This is a genomic window from Bradyrhizobium liaoningense (genome assembly GCF_018130785.1).
In the GTDB taxonomy this organism is placed as follows: Bacteria; Pseudomonadota; Alphaproteobacteria; order Rhizobiales; family Xanthobacteraceae; genus Bradyrhizobium; species Bradyrhizobium liaoningense_A.
Genome location: NZ_JAFCJT010000016.1, coordinates 21,937 through 48,150, shown reverse-complemented (window position 1 = coordinate 48,150; position 26,214 = coordinate 21,937). Strand labels below are relative to the sequence as shown.

Below are 26,214 nucleotides of genomic sequence, written 5' to 3'. Positions count from 1 at the left end.
CTTCGAGGCTCGCTACGCGAGCACCTCCAGCGACAACCGCTTTGCGGTTGCGCGGGGATGTCGGGATCAGCAGCCTACCAGTTACCCCAGCAGCACCGCATCCGCCGCAGCGACCGACTCCGCGCTCTCCGTCACCGTGCGTTCCAGCGCGCCGGCCTGCACCGTGATGTTCTCGGCGAAGAAGCGCGCGAGCGAGACGTAGCGCGCAGCGTCGGTGTTGCCGTCGGACTTGGCGGCGAGCGCTTCGGAGGCCAGCATGCAGCCGCCGAGGGTGGCGCCGAACTGCTGCAAATACGGCGTCGCGCCTGCGAGCGCCTCGTTCGGCGCGGAGGTCACGCGCTCCAGAAGCCACTTGCTGGTGCGCGTCAGCGCCTCCAGCGCCTCGCGCAGCTTGATACCCGTGGTGCCGAAAGCGGGATCGTTGGAGGCTTCGACCTGCTTCACGGTCGCCGAGAGCTCGTCGAGCAGCGTCCATACCGCGACGCCGCCATTGGCCGCGAGCTTGCGGGTGACGAGATCGATCGCCTGGATGCCATTGGTGCCCTCGTAGATCGCGGTGATGCGCGCATCGCGATAGTGCTGCGCGGCGCCGGTCTCCTCGATGAAGCCCATGCCGCCGTGCACCTGCACGCCGAGATAGGCGACCTCGTTGCCGATATCGGTGGAATAGCCTTTCGCCATCGGTGTCAGCAGCGCCGCGCGGGCGGCGGCATCGGCGCGGACCTTGGGATCCTTGGCGCGCGTCGAGACGTCGAGCGCGACGGCGGTGGCATAGCAGATGGTTCGCGCCGCCGCGGTCTGCGCCCGCATCCGCATCAGCATGCGCTTGACGTCGGGATGGACGAAGATCGCGTCCGAGCCGTCGCCCTTCTTGCCGACGGCGCGGCCCTGCTTGCGCTCCTGCGCATAGGCCAGCGCCTGCTGGTAGGCGCGATCGGCAACGCCGACGCCCTCTAGGCCGACGCCGAGGCGGGCCTGGTTCATCATCGTGAACATGCAGCGCATGCCCTGGTTCTCTTCGCCGACGAGGAAACCGATCGCGCCGCCATGATCGCCCATGGTCATGGTGCAGGTGGGGGATGCATGCATGCCGAGCTTGTGCTCGACGCCGGAGGCAAAGATGTCGTTGCGCTGCCCCAGCGAGCCGTCGGCATTGACCATGAACTTCGGCACGAGGAAGAGCGAGATCCCCTTGGTACCCGCGGGCGCGTCCGGCAGGCGCGCCAGCACGAAATGCACGATGTTGTCGGTCATGTCGTGCTCGCCATAGGTGATGAAGATCTTCGTCCCCTTGATGCGATAGGTGCCGTCGGCCTGCTTGTCGGCGCGGGTGCGCAGCGCGCCGACGTCGGAGCCGGCCTGCGGCTCGGTCAGCTGCATCGTACCGGTCCATTCGCCGGAGACGAGCTTTTCCAGATAGATCTTCTTCAGCTCGTCGCTGCCATGCGCATCCAGCGCCTCCATCGCCGAGGCCGTCAGCAGCGGGCAGAGGCCGAAGGCGACGTTGGAGGCGCTCCAGATCTCGGTGCAGGCCGCGTTGATCGCGATCGGCAAGCCCTGGCCGCCGAAATCCTCAGGCCCCGACACCGCGTTCCAGCCGCCCTCGGTCCAGCGCTTGTAGGCATCCGGCCAGCCCGGCGCAGTCGTGACCTTGCCATCGTCAAGCTTGATGCCGTGCTCGTCGCCGACCTTGTTGAGCGGCGCCAGCACGTCGGTTGCGAACTTGCCGGCTTCCTCCAGCACGGCGCTCACGATGTCGCCGTCGAAATCGCCGTAATGGCCGGCCTCCACGGCAGCCTTCAGGCCGGCGCCATGGTTGAGCGACAGCAGCATGTCAGAGATCGGCGCGCGGTAGGTCATGGCTCACTCCCGTGGACAGGTATTGGCGCCGTATTCCCATGAAACGGGGGAGGTCTCAATGGCCCGGAACGCCGGGACAGCGCTGGCCGGGAGCGGCGCCGCCGGGCCTATAATATAAAGGGTGGCGCGGCGAACGCCCGACCCGGTCTTGGACCTGTGGTATTTTGCCCCTCCAGGCGGTTGAAATGCCGCGCCGCTCCCTATAGACCGGCTGCGACCAGCGGGAATCTGCGGTAGCCAGTTCTTCCGCCCCGTTTCCTGGTCGCCTGTTGGGGCGTAGCCAAGCGGTAAGGCAGCGGATTTTGATTCCGCCATTCGGAGGTTCGATCCCTCCCGCCCCAGCCAGCGGCTCCGCTTCCTCTGAAAAAGCTCACGAAACTGGCCTGGCTGGGGCGCTGCTGCACAGCGCTGCGACACATCACTGCTGCACCAGGGTGTCGCTCGCAATGGCTTTCCACATCTTTCGCCGCCAAGCCGTCTACTATTGGCGCCGTCGTACCCCTCGGGCGCTTGCCAGCGTGCTCGGCCGCCCGCATCTTTCCATGAGCCTGAAAACGACGAACCGGGCGGCGGCTTGTCGGCTGGCTACCCAGGTCAACCTGTTCTTGGATGATGTTGCCATGCTTGCTGATGGTGCCGATCGGCTGTCGCGGTCTCAAATTGAGACAATGCTTCATGCCGTCGTCGAGAAGCAGGTAGCCAAGCTCGATCGGGTGGCGTTCGCTGCCAAGAACGCGCCCGGCTTTGACGTCGACCAGGCGCGGTCGGACGACCGGCGGGCCTTGTGGACCTACACCCTGCTGGATGCCCAAGGACACGGCGCTGCCGTGCGTCCTGAGGATCGCGACCGGATGATCGCCGATGGTCTCTCGGAGGCGGACATCGAGGCTGTGAAGCGCCATCTGACCATGCTTCGGGCCAACGACATGGTGCCGACCAAGTACCACGTCCTTCGGCAAATGATCGAAGGCGTGCAGGCCGCGCCGACCGCCATGAACATGGACGTGGCGCAGGGGACGTACTTCCGCGGAATGAGGCTTGCGCTGGCAGAGTCCGAGCGCCGGTACGGAGGGGCGCGAGTCGAAGACGAGGGACTGGTGGATCGCCTGCTGCTTGCGATGAACGATCCACCGAAGCCGATTGTCGCGGCAGCAGTCCCTGCGGTGGATCGTTCAAACGATCCACCGCAGACGAATGGCGTTGCTACGATCCTGCAATTCGTGCCCATGGCCGACTTTTCGCGATTTGCGGATGGCGTCATCCAGCAGAACGCTGCTGACGGTCATTGGGACGAGAAGACGCAGCGGCAGGCCAAGAGCATCTCGAACCTGTTCATCAAGTTCATGGTTCAGGACCAGCGCATTCACGACCTCAATCTCGTGGGCCAGGCAGAGGTCGGCAAGTTCGCCGATTTCCTCCGTCTCGAAATCTACAAGCACTACGGCAAATCGGTTAGGGACGAGAAACTCACGATCGAAGAGCTCCGCGAGAAAGGACGATCGGTCGAACGGAGCAAGCGCGGTATTGGGGGCGACACCCTCAATCGGCATTGGACCTTCATTGGCCAGATCTTCGATTACGCGATTGCTCGAGGTTCAAAGAGCCTGGAGGCGATCAACCTGACGAAATTGCGCGCAAAGAGCCGCGGCAAGAACAAGCGTGCCCGCGACGAGAGGGCGAAGCTGCCCATTGATAGCGCCAAGGCGATTTTTCTGACGGCGCCGTTCAGCAACTGCGCCGGCTGGGATGAACTCGGCAAATGGGGTGAGGAGGGCGGCTCCCAGGTCTTCCACTGCGCACTCTATTTCGTGCCGATCCTCATGTACTATACGGGCGCAAGGCGAGAGGAACTCTGCGGCGCGATGGTCGACGACGTCATCTTCGATCGCGAAGACTGCCGGCCATATATTCACATCGCCGCCAACGCGCAGCGGCGCATCAAGAACGCTCAGTCCAAGCGCAATATCCCCCTCCATCCGGAATTGATCCGCTTGGGCTTCCTCGACTATGTCAGGAGGATCAAGGCGGTTGGATACAAGCTGCTGTTTCCGGACTTGTACTCTCCCAGCAGTCGTTCGCCGCTGGGAAATCGCTTCTACAAGCTGTTCAAGCCGATCCTCGCGGCTGCCAAGATTACCGAAGAGGGGCTGGGTGCCCATGCCGTGCGGCATCTCTTTGGTGCGCAACTGAAGAAGAAGCTGCTGACGAAGGAGGATCGTGCAGACCTCCTTGGACACGGAGGCGACAGCGAAACCAGCGAGCGTTACTGCGAGCCGCACGAACTCGACACATTGTTCGAGTTCATCATGAAGCTCGAAGTCGTCACCGGCCATCTCGAACCGCAGGCCACGAACCTCATTCCCTGGATTCAAAACAGTGAGGTGGCGCCTTTTTCACAGCCATCGCGTGCTAAACATCTGGCGCAAACAGCCTCTGGCTAGAGCACGGGAATCATAATCTCCTGGGGTCGGGGGTTCGAGTCCCTCTCCCGCTACCAAATCCAGCATAACCCCTTGATTTCCCAGACTTGGCCGATCGGTGTTTCGACGCGAGGGATGTAGCGTTGATACATCCGAGGCGGTCGCTGATCAATTCTCATTACCGCACTGTGCGGCTCGTTGCGGCGCCGAGAGGCTCGGCGTGCCCGTCGGCTTCCTGCTTCGGTTGGATTGCTTGGGCAAATTCCGGAGTGCGGCTTAGTCGATCTCTCTCAAGGCTGAAACAGGGGTTCGATTCCCCTAGGGAGCGCCAGCCAGGCAATCATAGCGTTGTTTTCCCATCGCTTTTTGCCGTTTTTCCCAAACTTCCCGGTGTGGTTTGGGAAGGTTTGTTCTTCCGATGTTCATTGAGCTGCGTAACCGCGCGCTCGCCGCCGCGCTTCCGATCGGCTTCGCGGGTGTATCTCTCGGCCTCTGCAAGCGTGGTGTGTCCGAGCGCGGCCATTATGTCGTGAGCGCTGCAGCCGGCGTCGGCGAGCAGGCGGCCGAGCGTCTTGCGCAGGCCGTGCGGCTGGCAGGATAGAGGCAATTTGGCGGCCGTGATGGCATCACGCATGAATCGGCTGAAACCGTCGACCGTGAACGGCTTGCCATAGGCCGTGGTGATGACCACGACATGCTTGCGCGGCATCGCTGCCAGCGCCTTTTCCAGATCCTCACTCACGTCCATGTCGACCTGCACGCCGGTCTTATGCCGGCGGTAGCAGGCGCCATCGTCGACCTGATGCCACGTCAACAGATGCGTGTCGACGCGGGCGGTACCCATGTTGAGCATCAGCGCATACGCGGTGCGTTGCTTGGTACCGAGCGGCCAGCGCCGTTCATAGGCGGCAAGCTCACGATCGGTCCAGGCCCTGATCTCGCCTCCCTTCGGCCGCTTGATTCCGGCGGTCGGGTCTGGTGTCAGCTTGAGATGGTTGATGAGGATGCGGAGCTTCTTCAGCGTGTCGAGCGCGGCACCGGGCTTGTTGGCGAGCGGCGCGAGAATGAATGTTTCGATTCGCTCTTTCGTGAGCCCTGAGAATGCACGATGGCCGTGGTCGGTCCTGATCTGCTCGAGCCGGGAGCTGTAGCCGTCCTTCGAGGAGTCGCTGAGCCCGGTGTAGGCCGGGCTCTTCATGTAGGTGTCGATCTTCGCGGAGATGCTGTCGGGCGAGTCCTTCTTCGTGGCGGGCTTCTGTGTGCCGCCCATCGCCGCAGCGTAGGCAAGGCGAAACTCTTCCGATGTCGGATCATCGGGCAGGCGGATGCGTGGCCCGTTCTGACTGCGTATCCTGACTGACAGGTACGTGTTGCCTTTGACGGTGTTGCGTTCGACATGCAGCGGGAGCTTGCGGGGCATCAGGTCCATCCCACGTCGCTGGCGACCAAGGCCTCACCCTCATGGGGCAACGCCTCAACGGCCAAGTCAAGCTCTCTCACGTCCCACGCCTTGCGTTTGTCCCCTAGAACACGGGCGCGTGGCATGCGCCCGTCCAACACCATGCGGTCGAATGTGTTAGGGCAAACCGAGACATATGCCGCCGCCCGCCTCGCGCCCGATCAAGCGCGGCGGAAGTGTAGGGGGCAGGGCGGCTTGTTTGGCCATGGATCAAGTCATTGCCGCGCCGCAGGCGTGAACGTAACGCGCGTCAGTCCATGATCTGTCTCGCTGATGTCGACCTTCGCGCCGATCGCTTGGGCCAGGGCCAGGACTCGGTCTCGGTCGAAGTTGGCGTGCGCAGCGACTTCATACGTCTGACCGACCAGTAATTTCCTTGCGATAATAACGAGCCCCTGGTCGCGGTCTGGCAGTCGCTCCAGATCGCGCACATATTCCTCAAGCGCGTCTAGAGCAGCGATGCGAACAATCTCGTTGAGATCAGTCGCCATCAGCGCACCGCCTGCTCGCGGGCCATGCGTTCGCGGACGCTACGGACCAATTCGGCCGTCATGCTGGTGACGTTATGCGTAGCCCAGACCTTCAGCTTTTCGCGCACGTCGCCTGGGACCTTCAGCGTCAAAGTCGTCATGTCATGGGATTGATTCACATCGTGCTCCTGGTCAAAAAACCTAGATTAGCGATGCGTAAAATATTGCACGGATGCAGCTAATTTCCAGCAAATGTCATGTCGCCGCAACAAGGGTCCCCACGCACAGCCAACGTTGATGTTGCTCATGAATTTAAATCGATTGTCTTGGGGAGGCGCTGGCGCGGTATTGGTAACGGATTATACGGAAACGTGATTGAAAAACGGAAAAAGCCCGCCGGGTGATCGGCGGGCCTTGTCGGTGATGCTGGCGCGATCAGAGCACGGCGACGCGCTCGGCGATGTTGTCGCCGCTGATCGCATTCAAGGACGCCGGGAGGTTTTCGTTAATCGCTCTATTCGCAAGATCGACAGACCGGAAAAAGCTACCCATCGACATCACGTATGAGATGCGATCACCCGCGCTTGTCTTGAGGACGGCTAGAACCTTGCCATCAGACAGGTATTGGTAACACTCCGGCTCCACTTCGATGTAGTCTGCATTTGCCTTGATCATCATGGCTTGCTCCATGGTGCTTAAGGAAAGGCTGGTCAGGCGTACCCGCGCCTGGCTGGCCCGCCGCTCGGCGAGCGATGCACGATCGTGCGCTCGCACATGGCTGCCGTCAATCAGGGAATTGCAAGTTCATAAAATGCACCATTTGGGTGCATAGGAATTTCCGAAGATTTTGCAGCAAACTTCACGGCGCACTCTCGCCAGCGGCAAGACGCTCAGGCGGCCAGTTGCTCACGCTCGGGCAAGTGTAGCGAACTCGCCGGTTGTGGCTTATCTGCGGCCCACCAAACGCCATGGCTGCTTGATGTCCGGTTTCGAGGGCGGAGCGGACTGAGAATGGCGCGGGCGTCACGCCGGCTTGTGACCCAACTCGGACATATCCCGTTCGCTCATGCCGGGAACGTTCCTGCTCAAACTCGGAATAATTCTCATCTATTTCGCTGAAGTCTTAACAAATGACATCACGCTCACAATGATGTCAGCCATAGACTTACACCCATCACAGCACGGTCCGCGGCTTATATCTGTGATGAGAACGCCTGATTGCGCTCCCGCCTTCCTCGAATGGAAAGGAGCGCGCCATGAAGCGGCGTCGTTTCAAACAAACCGATACGCTTGAAGTCCGTCGCGCCAGCGAAGCGGTGCGGTTGCGCCAGAGAGCCAAATTGCTCCGGCCCGGCCTGGAGCGGGAAACCGCGATTCGCAAAGCTCGGCAAATGGAGGTCGCCGCTCACATCAGCGACTGGCTTCGCTCCCCCGGTTTACAGCCGCCGAAGTAGGCCGGTTATGCCATTCGGATACTATGCTTTCGTCATCGGTGACGACGGCCACGTTGCCAAGCGCATAGAGGTTCTTTGCGACAGTGACGAAGATGCGCTTCAATGCGCCGAGCAACTGGTAGACGGGCAAGCCGTAGAGCTATGGCAAGGGACGCGACGGATAGCGACGCTCAAGCCAAGGTCCAACGAAGGTGCGGATTAAGCTACGTCACAGATTTCCACCGCCGAAACCTTGGGTGTGGGAGATTCATGTCGGCAAGCGTCTGATCAAAGCGTCGCACGATTCCTATGCCACACAAGACGAGGCGCACGGCGCCGGAAGGGCCGCGCTCGACCGCATAGTTTTGGAATCTGTAAACCGGCCGACACTACGACGTAGACGGTAAGACTGCCTCAGTTGGCGGCTTCCTCTATCTGTTGATGTGACGTCACGTCGCCCTGTTGGCCCATCAGCGAGGTTGGCGACACCTCTCACTGAGGTCAGCTTAGTGGGACCTAGCGGACGAGATTTGCTTACGCTGAGTGCTTCGTCTTTTGACCCTGAACGGACCTCGACGCTCGATTAGCCTGGCCCCGCGGCGCCACTAACCTCAAGCCAAACGGTGTCGTTAACCCGACGGAACCATGCACCGCAGAGCAATTTAACCCCCAGCGGCCCCTCTTGATTTGAGAATGCAAAGATGAGGAGGACAACATGCCGAATGGGTATTGGATCGGGCGCATCGATGTGATCAAACCCGAATACACCAAAGCCTACGGCCCCGCCCTCGCGGCGGTGCTCCGCAAATACGACGCGAAATTCCTGGTGCGCGGCGGCACCTTCGAGGCGGTGGAGGGCAAGGCGCGCGACCGCAACATCGTGATCGAGTTCAAGGACTACGAAACCGCGCTCGCCTGCTACCGTTCACCTGAATACATCAGGGCGAAAGCACTGCGCGCGGGCGCCGTGGACATCGATATCATCGTGATCGAAGGCTACGACGGCCCGCAGCCCACGGACTGAGCCCCGCTTTGGCGGCGCGCACCACGCAGCTGAATCTTGCCTCGTAGTTCGTTCGCACCGCCGAATTCGAAGCGGGGCTCGACCGTGTCCGCACAGATGTCGGGTGTTCGGGGTAAGGCAGAAATCTTGTGCTCGACCCGAGCCTTACTGCTTCTGACCCAACTGCGACATCGCGCGGAGACGCGCCCGGTAAGCTCAATGCAGCGACCATGATCGAGACGTGATATAGTGCGTGCCGCCGTCCTCAAGCTGCCGTGAGGATCGAATGAAGCGGCGAGAGTTCATAGCGGCTTTTGCGGCGTTGCTCGTTTTACCACGGAAGCGGGGGCGATCATGAGGCGCCGCCATTTTCTGGGTCTTGTAACCGGAGGGGCCATTTGGCCAATCGCGGCTACAGCGCGGCCGGTCACGCACCACATTGGCGTACTCGTCCTCGGCAATCCGAATCCCGAATCATTCCTGAAAGAACTGCGCGACGGACTTCGGGAACTCGGCCATCTCGAGAATCGGGACATCCAGCTGCAAATCCGTTCGGCGGGAGGCAATGCAGCTGTGCTTGCCGACGCGGCCGCCGAACTCGTGAGGCTAAAGGTTGACATTATCGTCGCCTGGCAGACGCCAGCGGCTACGGCTGCAAAACGTGCCACAGCCGAAATACCGATCGTGATGACCTCAGGCGATCCGGTCGGCACTGGTCTCGTCGCCAGCCTGTCCCGGCCGGGCGGCAACGTAACCGGAGTGGATAGCTTCGGGGCTCAGCTCGGAGGCAAATGCGTCGAACTGATTCGCGATACGATTCCGTCGGCGCATCGGGTGGCGATCCTTGCCAATGCGGCTGACCCATTCACCAAATCCTTCCTCGCGGAGATTGACAAAGTCGCGGGCAGAATCGGTGTCGCGACGCAGCCATTGATGCGCCATCCCGACGATGAATTCGAGACCGCTTTCGCTGAGATGCGGAATGGCGCGGCCGATGCTGTGATCATTCAGCCCACTCTTTTGCGCGCTACCAGCATTGAGTTGGCGCTGAAAAACAAACTTGCGTCATTCTCCATAGTACGGGCATTGCCGGCGGCGGGTGGGCTCATGGCGTACACGCAGGATGCGGCGGAGCAGACCCGAGAAATGGCAAGCTACGTCGACAAGATATTGAAGGGAGGAAAGCCGGCTGAGATGCCGGTTTCGCAACCGACCAAATTTGAGCTGATCATCAACCTCAAAACCGCCAGGGCACTCAATCTCCATATTCCGCCGACCCTGCTCGCGCGGGCCCACGAGGTGATTGAATAGGACGGTGCATGTCTCCTCATGGCCCATCAGCGAAGTCGCGACACCCCTCATTTAGGTCCGTTTAGCGGGGCGGAGCGGACTAGATTTGCTCACGCTGAGTTCTTCGCAATTTGACCCGTTGCCGAAGTGGCCGTTGAGCTCGGTACCAGCTACATTGCTCTGCACCACACTTTCAGGAGAACCGAGATGCGCATCAGTGCTCGCAATCAAATTAAAGGAACCGTTACGGAAGTGAGGAAGGGCGCGACGACCGCCCATGTACTAGTCGATATCGGCGGCCAAGTCGTTACCTCATCCATTACGAATGATTCTGTAGATAACCTTGGCCTTAAGGCTGGAAGCAGCGTGTACGTCGTCATCAAGGCGTCCGATGTCATGATCGGAGTGGATTAACCACGGTAGCGCACGTTCACTGTCAAGCCGGATTGTTGGAATGGAGTGAACGCTTCTACGTGGTTTCGGCGCGTTGATCAGCCCCGACACAAAGTGCGGTGGACCGACGCGACAAGCACCGGTCACCGCAAAGATCGCCCGCGAAGCAGGTTCTAGTGGCCAAGAACGCCGCGGCAAAGGGTAAGACTTGCTAGGGCCGTAACGGCGAACTGCCACGCTCGCCGTTCGATCAATCGCACCTTTAGGCGTAGACCGGCCCGCCTGTGCCACTTCCACCGGCCCAGATGAGGTGCTGCTTCCCACCCCCCGTGCCGTTACCAGCGCCGGTGTGGGGGCCCGTGCCAGTGCCATCACCTTGGCCGGCGCTCACTTCGCTCAGCTGATCCATTGTCAGCTCTTCCGTTAGTTCCTTTTCTACGGTCAAGTTCATGTCGCTCTCCATCTGTGTCTCGCGAGGGATAATCCGTCGCGGCCGGTAGTTGTCGCGGAAGACTCGACGGCGTTCAGTGATTTGGATCACTGGGTCTCGAAGTACCTTCATCGTTTTCGAGCACGGTCACGGCCGGCACGGCCGATCCCACGATGGCGCTTTTCAATCCGGGCACCGGCCGCTCGATCTACGCCGGCATTCGCTACCGTATGTAGGAAAGATACAGACATGACTTCGACGATTACCATGCGAAGCGCTTTAATCGCAGTTACCGCTCTGCTTGCCGCCTCCACCGCAGCCCAGGCGCATGTCACTCTCGCACAGACGGAAGCTCCAATCGGAGCCTCCTATCGGGCGACATTCCGCGTTCCGCACGGCTGCGGCAACTCGCCGACGCTGAAGGTCCGCGTCCGGATTCCGGAGGGCGTCGTCGGCGTCAAGCCGATGCCGAAAGCCGGCTGGCAGATCGACCTCGTCAAAGGCACCTATGACAAGTCGTATGCGATGTACCACAGCAACGTCACCGAGGGCGTCAAGGAGGTGTCGTGGACCGGCCGCCTGCCGGATGACTACTACGAGGAGTTCGTCGTTTCGGTCTATCTGACCGGTGATCTCACTCCCGGACGCATGCTGTATTTCCCGGTAGTGCAGGAATGTGAGGGGGCCGGCACCCATCGTTGGATCGAGATTCCCTCGGACGAAAAATCAGCAGCCGACTACAAGGAACCGGCGCCGGGCGTAAAGTTGCTCCCGAAGCAATAAGCGCCGCGTCTGATTGTGGGCTTCTCAGAAGACATCTCGCACTCAATCGGCGTTCGCATTTGAGCGCGAATCTGCCCCTTAACTGGTCGAACAAGAATGGTGGAATGGAAAAAGGCTGTTCGATAGCTGCCACCGTCAGTCGCACCGCAAGCGGCTCAGCAGGGTGAACGTGCCGATCAGCGACGCCGTCAATAGGCTCTCCCGGCAACCGAGACAGATAGTAGTACTCGATCTGGTTGGTCTGCGCGTTGAAGAGATTGAGTACATCGAGCTGCACCCTCAAGCCATTATCGAAGCGATACCCCGCTCGCGCATTGAAGATGAGCGACGACAAGGAACGAACGCTGTTATCCTCGATCAAGGGGCGTGGCCCGAAGTAGCGGGCCTTTAACGCACCAAACCAGCCGGTCTCGCCGCCAATGACAACGCTGCCGCTCGCTACCCACGCGGGTGCGCCGGGGATGCGGTCTCCTACCGGATCAGGATCGGTAAAGCGGGCGCGGGTATAGGCGACATCAAGATCAAAGCTCAGCCAAGAAAGGGGCTTGTACTGGTTTGTCCATTCCACGCCGACACGGCGGCTCGGTCGGCTTGGCTCAGTCGTTCCGGCATCGCCGACGAACAGAAGCTCGGAATCAAAATCGAGGACGAATACGGCAACCGAACTCGTAAGCCCCTCAACGGCCTTGGTGCGGACGCCTATCTCGGCACCACGCGAGCGCACCAGCAACGGCACTCGATCCAACGGCGTTAGCTTGTCGTTGGGATCAACGGTGATGGTCGCGCCTCTGATGTCGTTGCTGTGCAGGCCATAACCTGCATTGCCATAAAACTTGGTCTTGAACCAAGGACCAAGCACGATGCCTGCCTTTGGGCTTGCCATCGATGCTTGCGCATTTCCAGAGTTTTCGGGAGTGTCGCTCAGCACACGCCCTGCGAAGAAATCTTCGCGGAGGCCAACGGTGGTGCGGAGCCAGTCCGTCCACCGGGTGGTACTGTCTGTCCAGATGCCTACGTTGCCTTCCTGTACGCGGTCGTCACGCACCGTCGAGAGCCAGTTGCGCTGCTCAGTTTTGAACAAGCCAACATGGATGTCATCGTAGCGAGTTTGCATCCCGACGCGAGTTTGCGTCTCGAAGCCTCCAAACCGCCAATCAAATGAGTGTCGTGCGTCGAACCCGCCTAGTGACCGGCGATCAAGCTGGTTGAACTGATCACCGTTGATGGGATTGTCGAGGAAATAGGTGAAGTCGTTGTATAGCTGCAAGTCAGACCGGATTACGTAAGCACTTACGTTGGTCTGGCCGTACTCGCTCGAATGCGCAAGGTTTCCAGACAAGCTAAACCGGCTGGACACACCGCCATCCGTTGCGTCCAGCGTACCGAACCGGCTGATGATGCCCTGATCTATGGCCCGCTGAGCGACCTGGTCTGTTGAGTTCCATGCGTTGGAATAGGCCATGCCGGTTAGGGTAACGCCATCGGTCGAAGTGCCTTGACCGTAGCGCATCACGCCGTTGATCTTCCGCACGTCGTCAGGCACGTCCCACGGGCCGTTGTATTTGACGCCCTCGACAGCGGTGAGCAACGTGCCGTCGCCAACCGCAATTGATCCAGCAGCAAGCCCGCGCCGGTAGCCGAAACTGCCTACTGTCACTTCCGCAATGTTCTTCGGCAGCTTGGTGACGTAGTCGATCCCAACTGCACCCGCTGAGCCGAAGTCCCCAACGTCCGCGAAGTATGGCCCTTTGCGGACATCTACGGTTCGTATCAGTTCAGGAATGAGGAAGTTGATGTCAGCATAGCCCTGACCGTGGCCATGGGTCGGCATGTTCACGGGCATGCCGTCAACTTTGATCGCCAGATCAGTGCCGTGGTCGAGATTAAAGCCGCGCAGGAAGTACTGATTGGCTTTGCCCTCGCCGGAGTGTTGGGTCACGATCAACCCCGGCACGACTTCCAATGCTTCGCCGGGACGTGAGAACGGAACGGCGTTGACTTGCTCGCCGCTTATGCGCATGGCACTCGCGGCGGTGGGCTGTAGGGTGGTGTTGGGTCCTTCGGAGGATGCAGCAGGCGTGACACCGTTGACACCCGCAGACTTGGGCTGCGGCTGACTGGTTTGGACGGCGGTTCTGCTCCGTGCGCCTCTGCTCTGCGTTGTCTTCCGTTTGGCGAACCGCTTGGCCGTTGTTGCGTCAGGGGCGGTGACGGTGACTGGCGGAAGTGGATCGGGCTTAGTCTCCGTAGTCCCTTGCGCCATTGCGGGGAACGCCAGAAAGGCAGACGACGCCGTGGCGGAAACAATCCGGATCAAGCCCCTACGCATAGCAAGTCCCGTCAATTCCAACCCGGTGAGCAGAACCTAGCAGCAACAGTATGAGGAAACAAGAGAATCGTCATACTGGCGTATGGGTCGCGCCAGCGTGCTCTGAGGTCGAAATCCTTGATCGCGTCGGAAGCAGCTCCGTATACCTGACCGTGTGCTGAATGTTCTTGTGGCCGAGACAGGCTTGGAGGGCCAGCGGCTTGGAACTTTGCCGATGCCTTGTCGTTCCCGGTCAGCGGGCACGAATGTAGGCAGAGCTATGAAATGGATGTTGGTGGTTCTGGTAGGCGGCGTCTCGCCCGTGAACACCGATCTGGTGTTCGACAAGTTCAGCGACTGCCTCGCCGCTGAGGAGCAGATGCGACAGCACTACGCTGACGCGTTCGATGCTTGGGACCGCATGGCTGCGGCGCGGATTGACCGGCGCAGGGACTACAAGAAAGCCCGCGATGTTGAGGCCAAACGACTGCTAAGCAACGTAGGGACGTGTGTCCCACATGGTGACGGCGATCAGCAGCCCGTCACCGCTCCGCAGCAGCAGCCTTCTGCTTCATCGCCGCAGCAGCCTGCTACGCCACCGTCGCCAACACCCCAGTCTCCACGAACTTAGCGGCAGCGATGACCCGACACGTCGGATGGTAGCTTCGCCGCTCAAGCGCGGGCGCATTCAGCAAGGATGTCTGCTCTGGAGATGGCACGCGGTCTATGCAGGCATCCCGGTACATGTCGCTTGCTGACCCGTTGTGATCATGAGCGAGCGGAGCGGACCTGTTCCGCGCTCGGTCTCAAAGTTGATGAGGAAGCACTTGTGCTCGAACTTTGAATCTACGAGCACCTTCATGGTTGCTCGGTTCTGATTGAGCTCGGCATTTGCGGCACGGAGGAGTTGCCCGAACGCCAGGAGCGCCGGACCCAACGCCTCCAGATCCATGCTGTGGTCATTTTCATCGTCGCCGACATAGGCGACGTGAAACCGCTCCCGGTTCTGCTCGCTCTCAGCCAACAATTCCCCCATTGGTAGCGATAGTTACAATCCTACATTGCAGGAAAACCGTCTACCGGGGCGTTGACTCCTTCCGTAGTTGTTCGTCATTTTTCTGGTGACAAGCCTGAGCTTCCGGGACAGCGCCCGCAAGGCAGTCGTACCTTGGTCTGAAATTCTGGTCGAGCGGGACGATCCAGACTACGCCCGCGCCAACGAGCGGATGGGACGTCAAGGGTGTCGTCGTGGCGACGCTTGACTTAGCTTTAATAGCCCTCGCGTATCTCGTCAGACTCTTACCAAAATGGCGCGAGAGGAAGGGCCGAGACGCATGTCGGCTTGGTTCGGGGGCTGGGCCCGGCATTCGTGACCTTTTAGTATTTGTATGGCGCTACGTTAGATTACGCCGACCAGCCAAAGAGTGACTTGAGATCTAGCGCCATAGCGCCTCCGACGGCGCCGTGGCTCGCTTCGTCCCAGAGACTCGCAGCCGAACAGACGCGCGCAAATGCGAAACGGCGTTTCGCATTTAGTTCTTGCCACCGGCGGACTCCTTCGGCAGGCTTACGGAGGCCACCGCTTGCCGCGCGGTGTTGCTCATTGTGGTGTCGTTGGCGCGTCGTCCCCTTCATTGCCTGCTTTGCGAGTGACCGTGGTTTGCTGCGGTGCAAAAAGGCGCAACGAGAGGTTTTGCCGCGATGGCCACTTTCGATTACTCAAGCCTTCCGCCGTCTGATGCTGCCGCTCTGCAAGAGATTGCCGAGCGTTTGCGCGATCTTATCCCCAATGCGACTTCGCTCGTGATCGAAATCGGCGACTTGCTAAGAGCCGCAAAGAGCAAACTCGAACATGGTGCGTTCGGCCAATACTGCCTGGATAAGGTGGGAATTGAGCCCCGCACCGCAGAAAACTATCTCGCTCTTTCAGGCCTGGCGAAAGTTTATCCGCCGTCGGACCTTGCGAAGATCCCGGCTCGAACGGCGTACAAAATGGCGGCCAAGTCGGCCCCGGACGACGTCGTGGAAGCGATCATGGGCGAGGTCCGTGGCGGCAAGATTCCCAGCTTCAACGACGTGCAGCGCCGTCTCGCGAAGAGCAAGCCGGGGCCCTCATCCGGCCATGATGGCGGTGACGTCGCGGATCTTGCTGATCGCTTGATCGACGCGCTTGATCCGCGCAACATCGGTGACCTCGAGCGTTTCCTGCGCAGGTGCACGAAGCGCGCGATCATAGCGCTTTGCGATGAACTTCAGCGTGGTCTCGAACGACAGCATCCGCAAACGGCGGCTGCAGACATGTTGCCGAAAAACTTACTGTAGGGCAGCTCTAAAAATTGCCGCGAGATGTTGTCCGAGCGGGAAATCCGACCTGGCGTGCGAAGAGTCCCGAGCAGGGTTATCGAGAAGGAACGGAGCCGCCTACTTGATTTTCAGAGGACATCGTAGGGAGCAGTGTAGGAACCGAAGTAGGCAAAGATTTGCCGACACCCCCCGTTACTTCCCCCAAACTGTAACGCTTAATTTCGGGAAAAGTAACGTTCAATTCTTAAAAAGTAACGTTTGATTTGGGAGCGTCGATCTCAAATTCTTCGTTACAGAACTCGGAATTGAACGTTACTTTTCTCGAATTCACCGTTACCACGCTAGGCCTATGGGCGGGGGAGACAGAGTCCTTCTCCCGGTTCGGGAGCGACCTGACCCGGCCTGAAGCAGCAGATTTTCTACGCGCTCAAGGCGTTCTTGGTTCGGCAAGAGGCGAACGCGCAAAAGGTCAATTCAGTTCGAAAAATAGCCAGCCTTCGCTCCGGACTCGTGCGCCTTCAACGCCGACAAGACCACGGCGCCGGCTTCGGCAAATTTCGCGGGTTCGGCGGAGTGCCGGAAACCCCACCCGATCCACGAAAAACCGAGAGTTCTCTCGTCAAGGCATGGCCGAGGTTCGTAAGCCCACGATCTGCGCCAAGACCAGCGCAGCGGCCGCCTCGCCGTTGAGCGCGCAGCGCAGCAGCGAGGTCATCGTGATGTCGGTCTGAAAATCGATGTTCCCGATCGGCATCAACGAAAGCGCCGTGGCGATGGCGGCAGCGACATCGCCATTCAGGGCAGCGCGAAGTTCGTCACCGCCGCGAAGGACGTCGACGTGACGGAGCGTCTCGCCGATCTGCGCGCGCTCCGAATCGCGAAAGGCATGCGCGGGCAGCTTCCGCCACCAGGTCACCGGCGCGCTGTCGTTCGGGTTGAACGGCCACGGCCATGCGGTCGTGAACTTCCATGCCTGATCTTGGAGGGTAGGAAGAGGGATTTCGCCGCCGCGGAGTTCGGTGTGGCGTTCATCTCCGTTGCAAAGCCCAACCGTTGTAGCCACGCCCGGGCGCCTTGGTCATGTCCTTCATAACGACGTCCTTTCCTTGACGACGCCTTCGTGGAACTGACGCGCCCCGTGATCGGTCTAGCCAGACCTGCGCCAAAATCAGAATGTTATTCTCATGCTCAAGGCGAGTGGGATCCGAGTGCGAGGCATTCGCTCCTAAGCCGGCCGCGGTCCCGGTAACACCAGTCTCCGCAGCGGCTAAATTCGGTTCGAGTAGCGGTCCAGCGCTGTGAAATCCTGTCGAAGAATGTCTGCGTCGAGCTGATAGATATCGTTTTCGAGGAAACGCAGCTCGGATTCCAGCGTCTCTTCTTCGATGTCTCGATACCAGGACTTGGGTCGTCCGTCCGTACCGTCATTCCAACGGTAATTGCGACGCTTCAAAGCCTCCTTCAGTTCGAACGGCGCGCGCTGCGCCCAAACCCGCACCGTCTTGCGCCGCGCGCGCTCGAGGAGACTCGCCAGAACGGTCGCAGAAGCGCGTGGAAGCTCCAGATCCAGGAAAGTCAGCAAAGCCTGGCAGTCGTCGATCGCCCGATGGGCATCGTAGAAGAGACCGTAAGATGCCAACAAGTGCTCGAGTTTGGCGCTCGTAAAACCATGCTCCCTCCAGGGGAGGCCGTTCGACGAACAGGCCCAAGGCTTGTGGACGAAAACGGGCCAGAACCGTTCCGTAAACTTCCGGTCGAAGTCTGCATTGTGCGCGATGACCACGTTGGCGTCGGCGACGAAGCCATCGACCGCCTGCGGGTCGATCGCCTGGCCCCTCACCATCTCGTCGGTGATGCGCGTCAGCGCGGTGATGTCGGGGCCGATAGGGGACGACGGTTCCTGTAGAGCCTGAAAAACATCGACGACCCCAAGGATCCGATCGTCGTCCGAATAGGCGAACTTGAGCATGGCGAGTTCGATGACCTCGTCGCGAAGGGTATCGAGGCCCGTCGTCTCGACGTCGAGCACAACGCCAATTTTCGTGCCGGTGTCGGGACGAAAACCCGCGGAATGCGGCATTATGCGACGCAGCACCTTGTATTTTCCGCTCGCCTCCAGTTGCCTCGCCAAGATCTCGTTGGCTCCGCTTTCCATGTTCTTTCTCGTAAGTTCGCTTGAATAAATCACGCGTGTGGCTGCGGAGGAGCTACCTAGTCAGGCGGCGGCATGGTCGTCGCCCGAGCGAGATCCGGGATCGCCGGCACAAGCGGGTGGGTCGCGATGACCGCGGCGATCTCGGATTGATCGAGATAACCAACGGCGAACAGGGCTTTTGCGAGGGCGTCCAATGCCTGGCTGTTCTGCTCCAGGATCGACAGCGACTTAGCGTATGCGCGCATCAGTGTTTCGTTGGTGGCCGAGCGGAGCGGCTCGGTCATGAGCAGGTAACCGTCGCTGAGCTGTCCCTCCGCGAGCGTCACAAGACCGGAGTGTCCGTAACCGTATGAGGTCTCAATTCGCAGCGCCAAATTGGTCGCGCGGACTAGATCGCTCTCGGCGGACGTTCCGCCCGCGCCGGTCGTCGCCTCGCCGAACTTCAGCTGTTCCGCCGCCCGTCCAGCCAGGATCGTCATGAGAAGCTTCTCGAGGTAGTCGCGCGTGGGAAGTTGCAGTCGTCCGGTCTTACTCTCAGCGCGACCGCCGTCGCCGCCGATCGAAAGCGATTTGGGCGTGGCCGTGCCAAGCGTGAGATGCGCGATCGCATGACCGGCTTCGTGGTAGGCGATGCAACGGCGAAGATCCGCCGGCAAGTCCGGCTCGCCGCCACGGATAGCGGCGACAACATCCTCCACCGTCACGTCCCTACCGCTCTTGCGTGCCGCCTGACGGGCCATTCGGACCCACTTTTCCACGTCGGCGCCGCTATGTCCGCACGCGGCGAGCGCCGCCTCGCGCAAGTCGGCACCGGCGCAGTCGGAGCGCAGATGTGTCCGGAAAATCCCCATCAGCCCGGCGACATCGGGCAACTCGACTCTGATATGATGATCCAGCCGCCCGGCTCGCGTGAGCGCTGGATCGAGGCGCGTGGGATCGTTGCAAGATGCGCACACGAACACGCCCTCGACCTGTTCGAATCCCTGAATGCACTCGAGCAGCGTTGTCACAATCGCAGTAAACCAGGAATCATGCTTTCCGCCGCTGCCACGCGCTGGCAGAACGTCACACTCATCGATATAGACGATGCTCGGACGACGCTGAAATGCCTCTGAGAACGTTGCGCGGATGCAGGAGGTGACATCTCCGAGGTGCCCACTCTTATGTGCCTGCCACTGCGCGTAGCTCGTGGCGATAAAGTGCACATTGGGCAACTCGCGGGCCAGCGAGCGCATCAGTGAAGTCTTCCCTGTCCCGGGCGGTCCGCTGACGAGGAGCCCATGCGGTGCTTCACTCCAAGGGCGCTCACCCGCGAGATAAGCGCGCATTGAATCGGCCACCTCCATGCAGAACGTTTTAGCCTCGCCAAGGCCGGCCAGTTCGGCGAGCGGCGGGACATCGTGGGTGGCCTGCGGTTCGACGAGACGCTGCAGACGTTCGAGCGAGCGCTCGGCGCCGACGTCGTCGCGCACGGCGATTGCGAGGTCGTTGATGGTCACGCGGGCCGCCATCGAGGCGTCGACGGTCTTGGGCCTGGTCCCGGTCACGGCCTCGATCACGTCCGCCACCACTACGGCGTCGATGGGCGGAACGACGACGCGATGCTCGGCAAGCCGGACCAAAGCTCTTGGCAGCCGGCCGAAAGCCGTGGTGATGCCAACCACGGGGCAGCGGAGTCGCATGGCAATGGCGACGCCCCTGTCTTGGTCCTCAACCGAGGCTGTCGACTTGGTGTGCTCACCGAACACGATCAAGGATCTCTTTCCCGTCGTGGGGCCGCGATCATTGAGTTCATCGTCGTCGACTAGGGACGTGTCGCTCGCCAGCAGAATGCCCAGGAACCGCCGCACCGGCTTCACCAGATCGGGGTGATGCACTTGGATGATGTTAACGGCGTCGGGCTCCAACAGCCTGGCCAGCGTGTGTCGCGAAGCCTCGAATGCCCGACCGAGGAGGATGGCAGCGGCGGCGACGTCGGAAGCACATGCGCGGGAGGGCTTGACGCTAGGAAGCGGATCGCTCCCGCAGTCGAAGGAGTGCTCGCGATCATCGTCCTCTTCAGAGACGGGTAAGGTTCGCGCAAGTCGCGAAAACCCCACCCCGCCTCGGACGCGGTCGACAAACACTTCGCTTAGGGGCTTGGTCGAGGTGGCAAGGGCACGCAGGTTCATGCCGGCGCCTCGCAGCTCCGCGCGTTCGCTGTCATCTCCACCGCGAGCCAGCTGTCCTCATCGATATGTTCCCCGGACAGTAGCTTGGCGGCAAATGCACCACTGCGACAGTGGAAGCCCACGCCCAACGTCATCTTGTCCGCCGTGCCCGAGGCGGGATCGACCCATTTTTCGTTTTCGAGCAGCCTGCGTCGCGCCTTGTGATCCTCCGAAAGGCCGGCCCGCGTCCGGCGTGCATAGTCGGAACCTGCCATCACATAGAACCGATCGTTCCACTTGTAACCCTCGACGCGGAGATCGCGGCGATCGAGCCGGAATGCGGCACCTTCTGCGGGAACGGTCGTCTTCTCCTCGTCGGTCATCGCAACCATCTCCTCGAGGTCCGTGGTTACGGAAAGCCGATGGCGCAACGCGGGCGGGTTCCTCCGCGCGAAGTCGATACGCGTGAAGCCGGCCGCGAACAGCAGCATTTCGGCGTGGCCGACCAGTTGTTCAATGTCGTCGATGATGCGAAGGCCGCGCCCGTACGGCTGGGTGGAGTTGGAGAGCGGAACGTTGAGGTCGGTGCAGATCTGGATCAGCCTCGCTTCGACGTAGGGGGCCGTAATTTTGTTGAACGTGCTTTCGTCGGCAATGACGACGTAAATCTGCGTGGCCGCGCCGACGGCGTTGCCGAGTTGGGCACCGAACCTCCGCTCGCCGTCTCCCTCCCCGATATAAGTCGGCTGGGCCGGGATAGGCGAGGGGTCGTCGATCACGTAGACGACGAAATCCCAAGGCGACAGGTGCTCCTTCACGCGCGCGAGCTCGGAGAACGGTGCGGCAAGGACAGAAAGTCTCGTGCCGCACGATTTGATCAAACGCATTCCGCTCGGGTTACCGTCGATGAAGACGGTCGTGATTGTGAAGGCGCGCTCGTACGCCCCGGATACCCAGGTTCGTGCCGGAGCGCCATTCGGAGCCATGTCGAAGCCGGGCACCCTGCTGCGTCTGAAATCAAAATAGGACATATGGGATATATATCCCATATGTCTCACGACACAAGACCGCTACTGTCGCGCCCGCTACTCTCCGGTGTATGGTTAATCGGTACCGATTCGGAGTTCGCCGTGGCCGTCGACAAATTGCCTACGGGACGCATGATCAGGGCCGCTCGTGCGCTCCTTGGGATGGAGCAGCTGGACCTCGCACGCACGATTGGCGTTGATCGTCGCACGGTGTCGCGACTTGAGGCCGACACTGAAATCCCCGTCAATCCTCTGAAGATTGCGACTTATCGGAAGATGCGCGACGCCTTGGAAAAACACGGCGTCATTTTTCTATATCGTAGTAAGGCTCACGGAGAGGGGGTAACACTCAAGGACTGAAAACTATGTTCTGAGGAGCCGAGTACAAACGGCATGATGGTGGGGGCTATCAGCGAGTATCCAAAGACCGATCGTTAGCCTCGAGCTCGTCCATGAGCCTTTGCAGGCCGCGCACGACCACAGGATGCATTTTGGTGCGATGGCGATGCGCGTAGTCGCTGATACGCCAGTACAGGTCTTCCTCAAGGTACAGACTCATCCGCTTCGTCGCCGCGTCCGCCCCAGAGGGGCTCTTCATTGCGATCTTGCTGAGATCTTCACGAGAATCGGCGTCGTTCACTGACCGCGCCGGAACGGCAGGCGCGGAGCTTCTCATCGAAATGGACCGAGAGACGCCTCGGTCCGCGCCTCTGACCGCGTCATCGACTACATTTGTATCCTCTACCGCCTGCTGCTTCCTACCGTGCTGCACTTCAACTAGCCCAGCAAGGTCCTGGAAATTTCTGCGTTTGGCCATCCTAAATGCTCCACGACTACTTCACGCTGTCACGTCTTCATGTGATCACTGTTTGAAGTGTTCACTGTTTCACGCGATCACATCATCGTATATGAAATGGGTTGCAAAAACCGTCCGAATTAGAGTGAGCATTTAAAGAGAATTCGAATGACCAAGAGCCCACTCCCAATCGCATCCATCAAGAAAGGCCCAAGAGAGATCTTAGGTGATTGCCACAGAAAGATCTCCAATTGCCGCACTGTCATTGGATCTTCGGGCAACTCAGCATCTGGTTCTCGGAGATGGCTTTGGGAATCTCGGCCAAAACCTGAATTATCTCGGGGACGTCGCGCTTCTGCAAGCGCTCTACTGCAATATATCAGCAAGGCGGCCCTGACGAAATCAGTCGTACACGGGACAGCCGTTGCGACTAGGGTCTGGCAGCCCGGCCGCGAGGCCGATGTGCAGCATGCCCTGGGCATTGAGATGCGTCAGGGAAACCGGTGGAAAGTATGTCATCGGCCTGGGCATCTCGTGCATGCTGCGCGCGCGGCTCACGCCGTAGATCCGCTTTCCTTCAACACGCTACCGTAGGTCAAGTTCACCCGCGCGATTTTGGCTTCGAGGTTTTCATCGCCTATGCCGTGATCGACCTCGAATGGACGAGGAAGCGCTGGCCAGACCGGCCGACGAGATCTGGCACGTCGCCCACCGGGACCGTAGCCCATGGTCATTCAACGTTGAATTGCGACCGTTCGGAGAAAAGTTGGTAGTAGCAAATCGTCGTTACCGCCCCTGCGCGCCTCCCTTCGAGCCTTGCGGGCGCTTCGCGCCATAGATTCCATAAAGGAAGATGTTGACCGTGGAAGCCACGACGGCCTCGGCTTCCGCGGCCGACGGCGGCGGACGCAATCCGAGGATGACCCGCAGATGAAGGTTGTCGCGTAGCATGCCAACGAAATGGTCTGCCGCTGCATGACAGTCCCCGATTTGGATTTCACCGCGGGCCTTCGCTTTCTCGAGTACCTCGGCGAGGCGGTCTGAGGCGCGGCCCGGTCCCTTGTCATAGAAAGCCTTCGCCAGCTTGGGAATGCGAAGAAGGGTGATCCCGGCCTCGATGGCAAGCTCAAGCTTGGCGGCTGGCGCCACTTCGGCAGCTTCGCGGACCAGCGTTTCGACAAACAAGGCCTCTCGCTCGCGGACCCGGCGAGCTCAGGGACGGCTGCAAGCCGATCGGGTGACCTCGGTCTCTACGCCGTCTTCGAGCAAAAGCACTGCCGCGTCGGCCATGACGACGATCGCGGCATCGGTGTGTTCGGGCGGGCCTCGTACAGCCCGCCCGATCGCAACTTAATCGATGCCTATGCCGACGGCGGGTTCGAATTTATTGGATTGGCGGATGCGCGACCGCACAACAAATTCGGTGTCGCGGCTGCTTATGCCCGTGTGTCACCGCGCGCCCGAGCCCTCGATCGCGACTTTTCAGTCGGTGTACGGGCCAGCGTGGTTGTTGCGAACAACGGAGCAGCTGCTCACCGCGGTGTACCAGTATGAGGTGCAGGCTGGTCTGACGATTCAACCCAACGTGCAGTTCATCCGCTATCCTGGCGGCGGCGCGACGGACCCGCTGGGTCCACGCCCGGCAAGCACCTCAAGAACGCCACGGTGCTTGGCCTCCGTTCGGTTGTGAAGTTCTGATCGCTGGTACGGCAATCGAAATTGCCGCCGCTACGGCAACTTCACCTTGGGTTCGCGACTCCACACGCGCAGCTCGGACAAACCGTCTACGAATGACTTAGACAGTTTCGCGCTGGTTAACGCGATGCACCCTTCGTCGAATTGATCAGGCAATATGCCGGCCTTTTCGAAAAGGGGCAAAGCCGCTTCTACATAGCCAATAAACTTGCAATGCGCGAACGCGTCGGCGACGAAATCTCGCGCCGAGGATTCTATTAGCAGATCACTCATAGCTTCCGCCGCCGGCAGAAGCGCGACTGCGTCATACAGAACGGACGGTCCTCCGTCGATCATCTGGTCGGCCTCGACCCAACTGCCGTCACTGGCTTTGACGCCCGTTACCTTCGGCGAGACGATCTCGTAGGTCGCGCCGGCCTTGTCGAGGGCGCCCCTGAGGGCTTTGAGGATACCGGCATCCAAACCGTCGGAGACAAGGACACCCAGCTTTCGACCCTCGAAGCGTTCGGGGCCGTTTTCGACGATGCTCAGGGCTGGAGACGGTTGCAGATCCTGCCGCGTGGGGACAGCCGCGTCCGCGGGTTTGGGCATCTTCAGCAAGCCGAGCTTGTCTGCGACCTTTCTTGCCAATGTCTCGTCAATATTGAGGAGATGCGACACCATACGCTCTCGGATCGCAGGGATTTTCACCTTGCTGAGCTCAAAGGTCAGCGCGGCCGCGATGTGGGCCTGTTCGCCCTCGGTCTGGCTGATGAAGAACTGACGGGCTTGGCTGTAATGGTCCGCAAAGCTTTCAGCCCTTAGCCGGCGCTTGGCGCCGTTCTGAGCGTCGGCGAATGGAGTGAAGCCGCGCTGCGGCGATTCCCTGGGGCCTTCGCCGAAGGAATTCGGCTGGTAATTGGCGCGCCCGACCGGATTGCGCATGGCCATGTGTCCATCCTGCTGAAAGTGCGCGAACGGGCATTTGGGCGCGTTGATCGGGATATGGGTGAAGTTGGGACTTCCCAGCCGCTTGAGCTGGGTGTCGAGGTAGGAGAAATTACGTCCCTGAAGCAGTGGATCGTTGGAGAAGTCGATTCCCGGTGGAACATTTTGGGTCATGAAGGCGACCTGTTCGGTCTCAGCGAAGAAGTTGTCGGGCATGCGGTCGAGCACAAGGCGCCCGACCGGTACGGGCGAAAGCACTTCTTCTGGAATAATCTTCGTCGCATCGAGGATATCGAAATCGAAGGCGTCGGCGAAGTCCTGATCGAACAATTGCAGTTGCAGCTCCCATTCCGGAAAGTTGCCGGTCTTGATCGCCGTCCAGAGATCGCGCCGGTGGAAGTCGGGATCGGCGCCGTTGATCTTGACCGCTTCATTCCACACGACCGACTGCAGGCCGAGTTTCGGCTTCCAGTGGAATTTGACGAAGGTGGACTCGTTCTTGGCGTTGACGAGCCTGAACGTGTGAACGCCAAAACCTTCCATAAAACGAAAAGAACGTGGAATGGCGCGATCGGACATCACCCACATCACCATGTGCATGCTTTCAGGGGTGAGGCTGATGAAGTCCCAGAAGTTGTCATGCGCCGATTGCGCCTGGGGAAAGGCACAGTCCGGCTCTTCCTTCACCGCATGGATCAGGTCGGGAAACTTGATGGCGTCCTGAATGAAGAAGACGGGGATGTTGTTGCCGACGATGTCCCAATTGCCTTCCCGCGTATAAAGCTTCACGGCAAAGCCGCGCACGTCACGGGCTAAGTCAACGGAGCCTTTGCTTCCGGCGACTGTGGAAAAACGCACGAAGGCCGGCGTCTTCTCGCCGGCGCGCTGAAACAGGTCAGCCCGCGTGTGTTTCGCGAGCGACTTGTAGTTTTCAAAGTAGCCGTGGGCGGCATATCCACGCGCGTGAACAACGCGCTCGGGAATACGCTCGTGGTCAAAGTGAAAGATCTTCTCTCTGAAATGAAAGTCTTCGACCAGCGTCGGTCCGCGCGGACCAATTTTCAGAGAGTTCTGGTCGTCGGATACAGGACCACCTTGAGCCGTCGTCAGGACCGGCGTCTTGCCCGAGGCGATCTGGTGAAGCTCGCCACCTTCGCCTCGCGCCAGATTCTGATCTTGTACGACGGGGGTGTTGCTGGGGACGCGCGCTGACTTCCTGGTCTTGGCCATAAGGATCTCCGACGGGGTGCGTGGTATCTCTTAATCCACGCACGAAGCCGGCGTTCCTGCGAGCCGCCTTGTCCGCACTT

24 protein-coding genes, 1 tRNA gene and 1 pseudogene are annotated in these 26,214 nt (G+C 60.2%); 12 read left to right on the top strand and 14 right to left on the bottom strand.

What is annotated here, in order from left to right:
• Window positions 1–81: 81 nt before the first annotated feature.
• On the bottom strand, window positions 82–1,860 hold the full coding sequence (locus tag JQ627_RS26455; RefSeq protein WP_212487012.1) for an acyl-CoA dehydrogenase: 1,779 nt from the start codon (window positions 1,858–1,860) through the stop codon (window positions 82–84).
• Window positions 1,861–2,130: 270 nt separating this feature from the next.
• On the opposite strand from JQ627_RS26455, the gene JQ627_RS26450 reads away from it, so the two are divergent.
• Both JQ627_RS26450 and JQ627_RS26445 read left to right on the top strand, forming a co-directional pair.
• A tRNA-Gln gene (locus JQ627_RS26450) sits at window positions 2,131–2,205 on the top strand.
• Window positions 2,206–2,306: 101 nt separating this feature from the next.
• Window positions 2,307–4,301 carry a DUF6538 domain-containing protein gene (locus tag JQ627_RS26445; protein WP_212487011.1) on the top strand — a complete coding sequence of 665 codons (1,995 nt, stop codon included), beginning with the start codon at window positions 2,307–2,309 and terminating at the stop codon, window positions 4,299–4,301.
• A 319-nt stretch (window positions 4,302–4,620) separates the two neighbouring features.
• Here the strand turns inward: JQ627_RS26445 and JQ627_RS26440 are convergent, their stop codons facing one another.
• The 4 genes from JQ627_RS26440 to JQ627_RS26425 form a co-directional block, all read right to left on the bottom strand.
• Window positions 4,621–5,700 carry a tyrosine-type recombinase/integrase gene (locus tag JQ627_RS26440; protein ID WP_249143381.1) on the bottom strand — a complete coding sequence of 360 codons (1,080 nt, stop codon included), beginning with the start codon at window positions 5,698–5,700 and terminating at the stop codon, window positions 4,621–4,623.
• 254 nt (window positions 5,701–5,954) lie between these two features.
• Window positions 5,955–6,230 carry a hypothetical protein gene (locus JQ627_RS26435; RefSeq protein ID WP_212487010.1) on the bottom strand — a complete coding sequence of 92 codons (276 nt, stop codon included), beginning with the start codon at window positions 6,228–6,230 and terminating at the stop codon, window positions 5,955–5,957.
• Complete coding sequence (locus JQ627_RS26430; RefSeq protein WP_212487009.1) at window positions 6,230–6,388, bottom strand: Arc family DNA-binding protein; 159 nt, start codon at window positions 6,386–6,388, stop codon at window positions 6,230–6,232. Before JQ627_RS26430 ends, JQ627_RS26435 begins: the two co-directional genes overlap by 1 nt.
• A 256-nt stretch (window positions 6,389–6,644) precedes the next feature.
• Window positions 6,645–6,887: a hypothetical protein gene (locus tag JQ627_RS26425; protein ID WP_212487008.1), complete on the bottom strand. Its 243-nt coding sequence runs from the start codon at window positions 6,885–6,887 to the stop codon at window positions 6,645–6,647.
• A gap of 578 nt (window positions 6,888–7,465) precedes the next feature.
• Between JQ627_RS26425 and JQ627_RS26420 the strand changes: the two genes are divergently transcribed.
• The 5 genes and pseudogenes from JQ627_RS26420 to JQ627_RS26400 form a co-directional block, all read left to right on the top strand.
• Window positions 7,466–7,663: a hypothetical protein gene (locus tag JQ627_RS26420; protein WP_212487007.1), complete on the top strand. Its 198-nt coding sequence runs from the start codon at window positions 7,466–7,468 to the stop codon at window positions 7,661–7,663.
• 694 nt (window positions 7,664–8,357) lie between these two features.
• Complete coding sequence (locus JQ627_RS26415; protein WP_212487006.1) at window positions 8,358–8,666, top strand: DUF1330 domain-containing protein; 309 nt, start codon at window positions 8,358–8,360, stop codon at window positions 8,664–8,666.
• A gap of 333 nt (window positions 8,667–8,999) precedes the next feature.
• Window positions 9,000–9,956 (top strand): ABC transporter substrate-binding protein, encoded by a 957-nt coding sequence (locus JQ627_RS26410; RefSeq protein WP_212487005.1) that lies wholly within the window; start codon window positions 9,000–9,002, stop codon window positions 9,954–9,956.
• A 186-nt stretch (window positions 9,957–10,142) separates the two neighbouring features.
• Window positions 10,143–10,349 (top strand): molybdopterin-binding protein, encoded by a 207-nt coding sequence (locus JQ627_RS26405; protein WP_212487004.1) that lies wholly within the window; start codon window positions 10,143–10,145, stop codon window positions 10,347–10,349.
• Between the two features lie 658 nt (window positions 10,350–11,007).
• Window positions 11,008–11,466, top strand: a pseudogene (locus JQ627_RS26400) (YcnI family protein); the annotation flags it as partial.
• Here JQ627_RS26400 and JQ627_RS26395 read toward each other — a convergent pair.
• Window positions 11,393–13,804, bottom strand: a complete 2,412-nt coding sequence (locus JQ627_RS26395; protein WP_409363820.1) for a TonB-dependent receptor — start codon at window positions 13,802–13,804, stop codon at window positions 11,393–11,395. The pseudogene JQ627_RS26400 and the gene JQ627_RS26395 sit on opposite strands and share 74 nt — an antisense overlap.
• Window positions 13,805–14,129: 325 nt before the next feature.
• On the opposite strand from JQ627_RS26395, the gene JQ627_RS26390 reads away from it, so the two are divergent.
• Complete coding sequence (locus tag JQ627_RS26390; protein WP_212487002.1) at window positions 14,130–14,480, top strand: hypothetical protein; 351 nt, start codon at window positions 14,130–14,132, stop codon at window positions 14,478–14,480.
• 93 nt (window positions 14,481–14,573) lie between these two features.
• Here JQ627_RS26390 and JQ627_RS26385 read toward each other — a convergent pair whose 3' ends face one another.
• Window positions 14,574–14,873 (bottom strand): hypothetical protein, encoded by a 300-nt coding sequence (locus JQ627_RS26385; RefSeq protein ID WP_212487001.1) that lies wholly within the window; start codon window positions 14,871–14,873, stop codon window positions 14,574–14,576.
• Window positions 14,874–15,550: 677 nt separating this feature from the next.
• On the opposite strand from JQ627_RS26385, the gene JQ627_RS26380 reads away from it, so the two are divergent.
• Window positions 15,551–16,171 (top strand): hypothetical protein, encoded by a 621-nt coding sequence (locus JQ627_RS26380; protein ID WP_212487000.1) that lies wholly within the window; start codon window positions 15,551–15,553, stop codon window positions 16,169–16,171.
• A 601-nt stretch (window positions 16,172–16,772) separates the two neighbouring features.
• Here JQ627_RS26380 and JQ627_RS26375 read toward each other — a convergent pair.
• The 4 genes from JQ627_RS26375 to JQ627_RS26360 form a co-directional block, all read right to left on the bottom strand.
• Window positions 16,773–17,069, bottom strand: a complete 297-nt coding sequence (locus tag JQ627_RS26375; protein WP_212486999.1) for a hypothetical protein — start codon at window positions 17,067–17,069, stop codon at window positions 16,773–16,775.
• 351 nt (window positions 17,070–17,420) lie between these two features.
• Complete coding sequence (locus JQ627_RS26370; protein WP_212486998.1) at window positions 17,421–18,308, bottom strand: 3'-5' exonuclease; 888 nt, start codon at window positions 18,306–18,308, stop codon at window positions 17,421–17,423.
• A 56-nt stretch (window positions 18,309–18,364) separates the two neighbouring features.
• On the bottom strand, window positions 18,365–20,479 hold the full coding sequence (locus JQ627_RS26365) for an AAA family ATPase (RefSeq protein WP_212486997.1): 2,115 nt from the start codon (window positions 20,477–20,479) through the stop codon (window positions 18,365–18,367).
• Window positions 20,476–21,489 (bottom strand): hypothetical protein, encoded by a 1,014-nt coding sequence (locus tag JQ627_RS26360; RefSeq protein ID WP_212486996.1) that lies wholly within the window; start codon window positions 21,487–21,489, stop codon window positions 20,476–20,478. Before JQ627_RS26360 ends, JQ627_RS26365 begins: the two co-directional genes overlap by 4 nt.
• 99 nt (window positions 21,490–21,588) lie before the next feature.
• Between JQ627_RS26360 and JQ627_RS26355 the strand changes: the two genes are divergently transcribed.
• Window positions 21,589–21,846 carry a helix-turn-helix transcriptional regulator gene (locus JQ627_RS26355; RefSeq protein WP_212486995.1) on the top strand — a complete coding sequence of 86 codons (258 nt, stop codon included), beginning with the start codon at window positions 21,589–21,591 and terminating at the stop codon, window positions 21,844–21,846.
• A 49-nt stretch (window positions 21,847–21,895) separates the two neighbouring features.
• Here the strand turns inward: JQ627_RS26355 and JQ627_RS26350 are convergent, their stop codons facing one another.
• Together JQ627_RS26350 and JQ627_RS26345 are read right to left on the bottom strand one after the other, a co-directional pair.
• On the bottom strand, window positions 21,896–22,126 hold the full coding sequence (locus tag JQ627_RS26350) for a hypothetical protein (RefSeq protein ID WP_212486994.1): 231 nt from the start codon (window positions 22,124–22,126) through the stop codon (window positions 21,896–21,898).
• A gap of 942 nt (window positions 22,127–23,068) precedes the next feature.
• Window positions 23,069–23,467, bottom strand: coding sequence for a TetR/AcrR family transcriptional regulator C-terminal domain-containing protein (locus JQ627_RS26345; RefSeq protein ID WP_212486993.1), 399 nt, complete (start codon window positions 23,465–23,467; stop codon window positions 23,069–23,071).
• Between JQ627_RS26345 and JQ627_RS39190 the strand changes: the two genes are divergently transcribed.
• Together JQ627_RS39190 and JQ627_RS39185 are read left to right on the top strand one after the other, a co-directional pair.
• Window positions 23,348–23,836, top strand: coding sequence for a carbohydrate porin (locus JQ627_RS39190; protein ID WP_312015810.1), 489 nt, complete (start codon window positions 23,348–23,350; stop codon window positions 23,834–23,836). The genes JQ627_RS26345 and JQ627_RS39190 overlap by 120 nt on opposite strands.
• Window positions 23,721–23,972: a carbohydrate porin gene (locus JQ627_RS39185; RefSeq protein WP_249143399.1), complete on the top strand. Its 252-nt coding sequence runs from the start codon at window positions 23,721–23,723 to the stop codon at window positions 23,970–23,972. The genes JQ627_RS39190 and JQ627_RS39185 overlap by 116 nt, the downstream gene beginning before the upstream one ends.
• A 38-nt stretch (window positions 23,973–24,010) precedes the next feature.
• On the opposite strand, the gene JQ627_RS26335 is transcribed toward JQ627_RS39185, so the two are convergent.
• Window positions 24,011–26,134: a catalase gene (locus tag JQ627_RS26335; RefSeq protein ID WP_212486992.1), complete on the bottom strand. Its 2,124-nt coding sequence runs from the start codon at window positions 26,132–26,134 to the stop codon at window positions 24,011–24,013.
• Window positions 26,135–26,214 lie beyond the last annotated feature (80 nt).

Bases quoted from the DNA above. Each gene is read 5' to 3' on its own strand.
- JQ627_RS26455 (WP_212487012.1), bottom strand. From the start codon at position 1,860: ATGACCTACCGCGCGCCGATCTCTGACATGCTGCTGTCGCTCAACCAT.
- JQ627_RS26445 (WP_212487011.1), top strand. From the start codon at position 2,307: ATGGCTTTCCACATCTTTCGCCGCCAAGCCGTCTACTATTGGCGCCGT.
- JQ627_RS26440 (WP_249143381.1), bottom strand. From the start codon at position 5,700: ATGCCCCGCAAGCTCCCGCTGCATGTCGAACGCAACACCGTCAAAGGC.
- JQ627_RS26435 (WP_212487010.1), bottom strand. From the start codon at position 6,230: ATGGCGACTGATCTCAACGAGATTGTTCGCATCGCTGCTCTAGACGCG.
- JQ627_RS26425 (WP_212487008.1), bottom strand. From the start codon at position 6,887: ATGATGATCAAGGCAAATGCAGACTACATCGAAGTGGAGCCGGAGTGT.
- JQ627_RS26420 (WP_212487007.1), top strand. From the start codon at position 7,466: ATGAAGCGGCGTCGTTTCAAACAAACCGATACGCTTGAAGTCCGTCGC.
- JQ627_RS26415 (WP_212487006.1), top strand. From the start codon at position 8,358: ATGCCGAATGGGTATTGGATCGGGCGCATCGATGTGATCAAACCCGAA.
- JQ627_RS26410 (WP_212487005.1), top strand. From the start codon at position 9,000: ATGAGGCGCCGCCATTTTCTGGGTCTTGTAACCGGAGGGGCCATTTGG.
- JQ627_RS26405 (WP_212487004.1), top strand. From the start codon at position 10,143: ATGCGCATCAGTGCTCGCAATCAAATTAAAGGAACCGTTACGGAAGTG.
- JQ627_RS26395 (WP_409363820.1), bottom strand. From the start codon at position 13,804: ATGGCGCAAGGGACTACGGAGACTAAGCCCGATCCACTTCCGCCAGTC.
- JQ627_RS26390 (WP_212487002.1), top strand. From the start codon at position 14,130: ATGAAATGGATGTTGGTGGTTCTGGTAGGCGGCGTCTCGCCCGTGAAC.
- JQ627_RS26380 (WP_212487000.1), top strand. From the start codon at position 15,551: ATGGCCACTTTCGATTACTCAAGCCTTCCGCCGTCTGATGCTGCCGCT.
- JQ627_RS26370 (WP_212486998.1), bottom strand. From the start codon at position 18,308: ATGGAAAGCGGAGCCAACGAGATCTTGGCGAGGCAACTGGAGGCGAGC.
- JQ627_RS26365 (WP_212486997.1), bottom strand. From the start codon at position 20,479: ATGAACCTGCGTGCCCTTGCCACCTCGACCAAGCCCCTAAGCGAAGTG.
- JQ627_RS26360 (WP_212486996.1), bottom strand. From the start codon at position 21,489: ATGTCCTATTTTGATTTCAGACGCAGCAGGGTGCCCGGCTTCGACATG.
- JQ627_RS39185 (WP_249143399.1), top strand. From the start codon at position 23,721: ATGCCCGTGTGTCACCGCGCGCCCGAGCCCTCGATCGCGACTTTTCAG.
- JQ627_RS26335 (WP_212486992.1), bottom strand. From the start codon at position 26,134: ATGGCCAAGACCAGGAAGTCAGCGCGCGTCCCCAGCAACACCCCCGTC.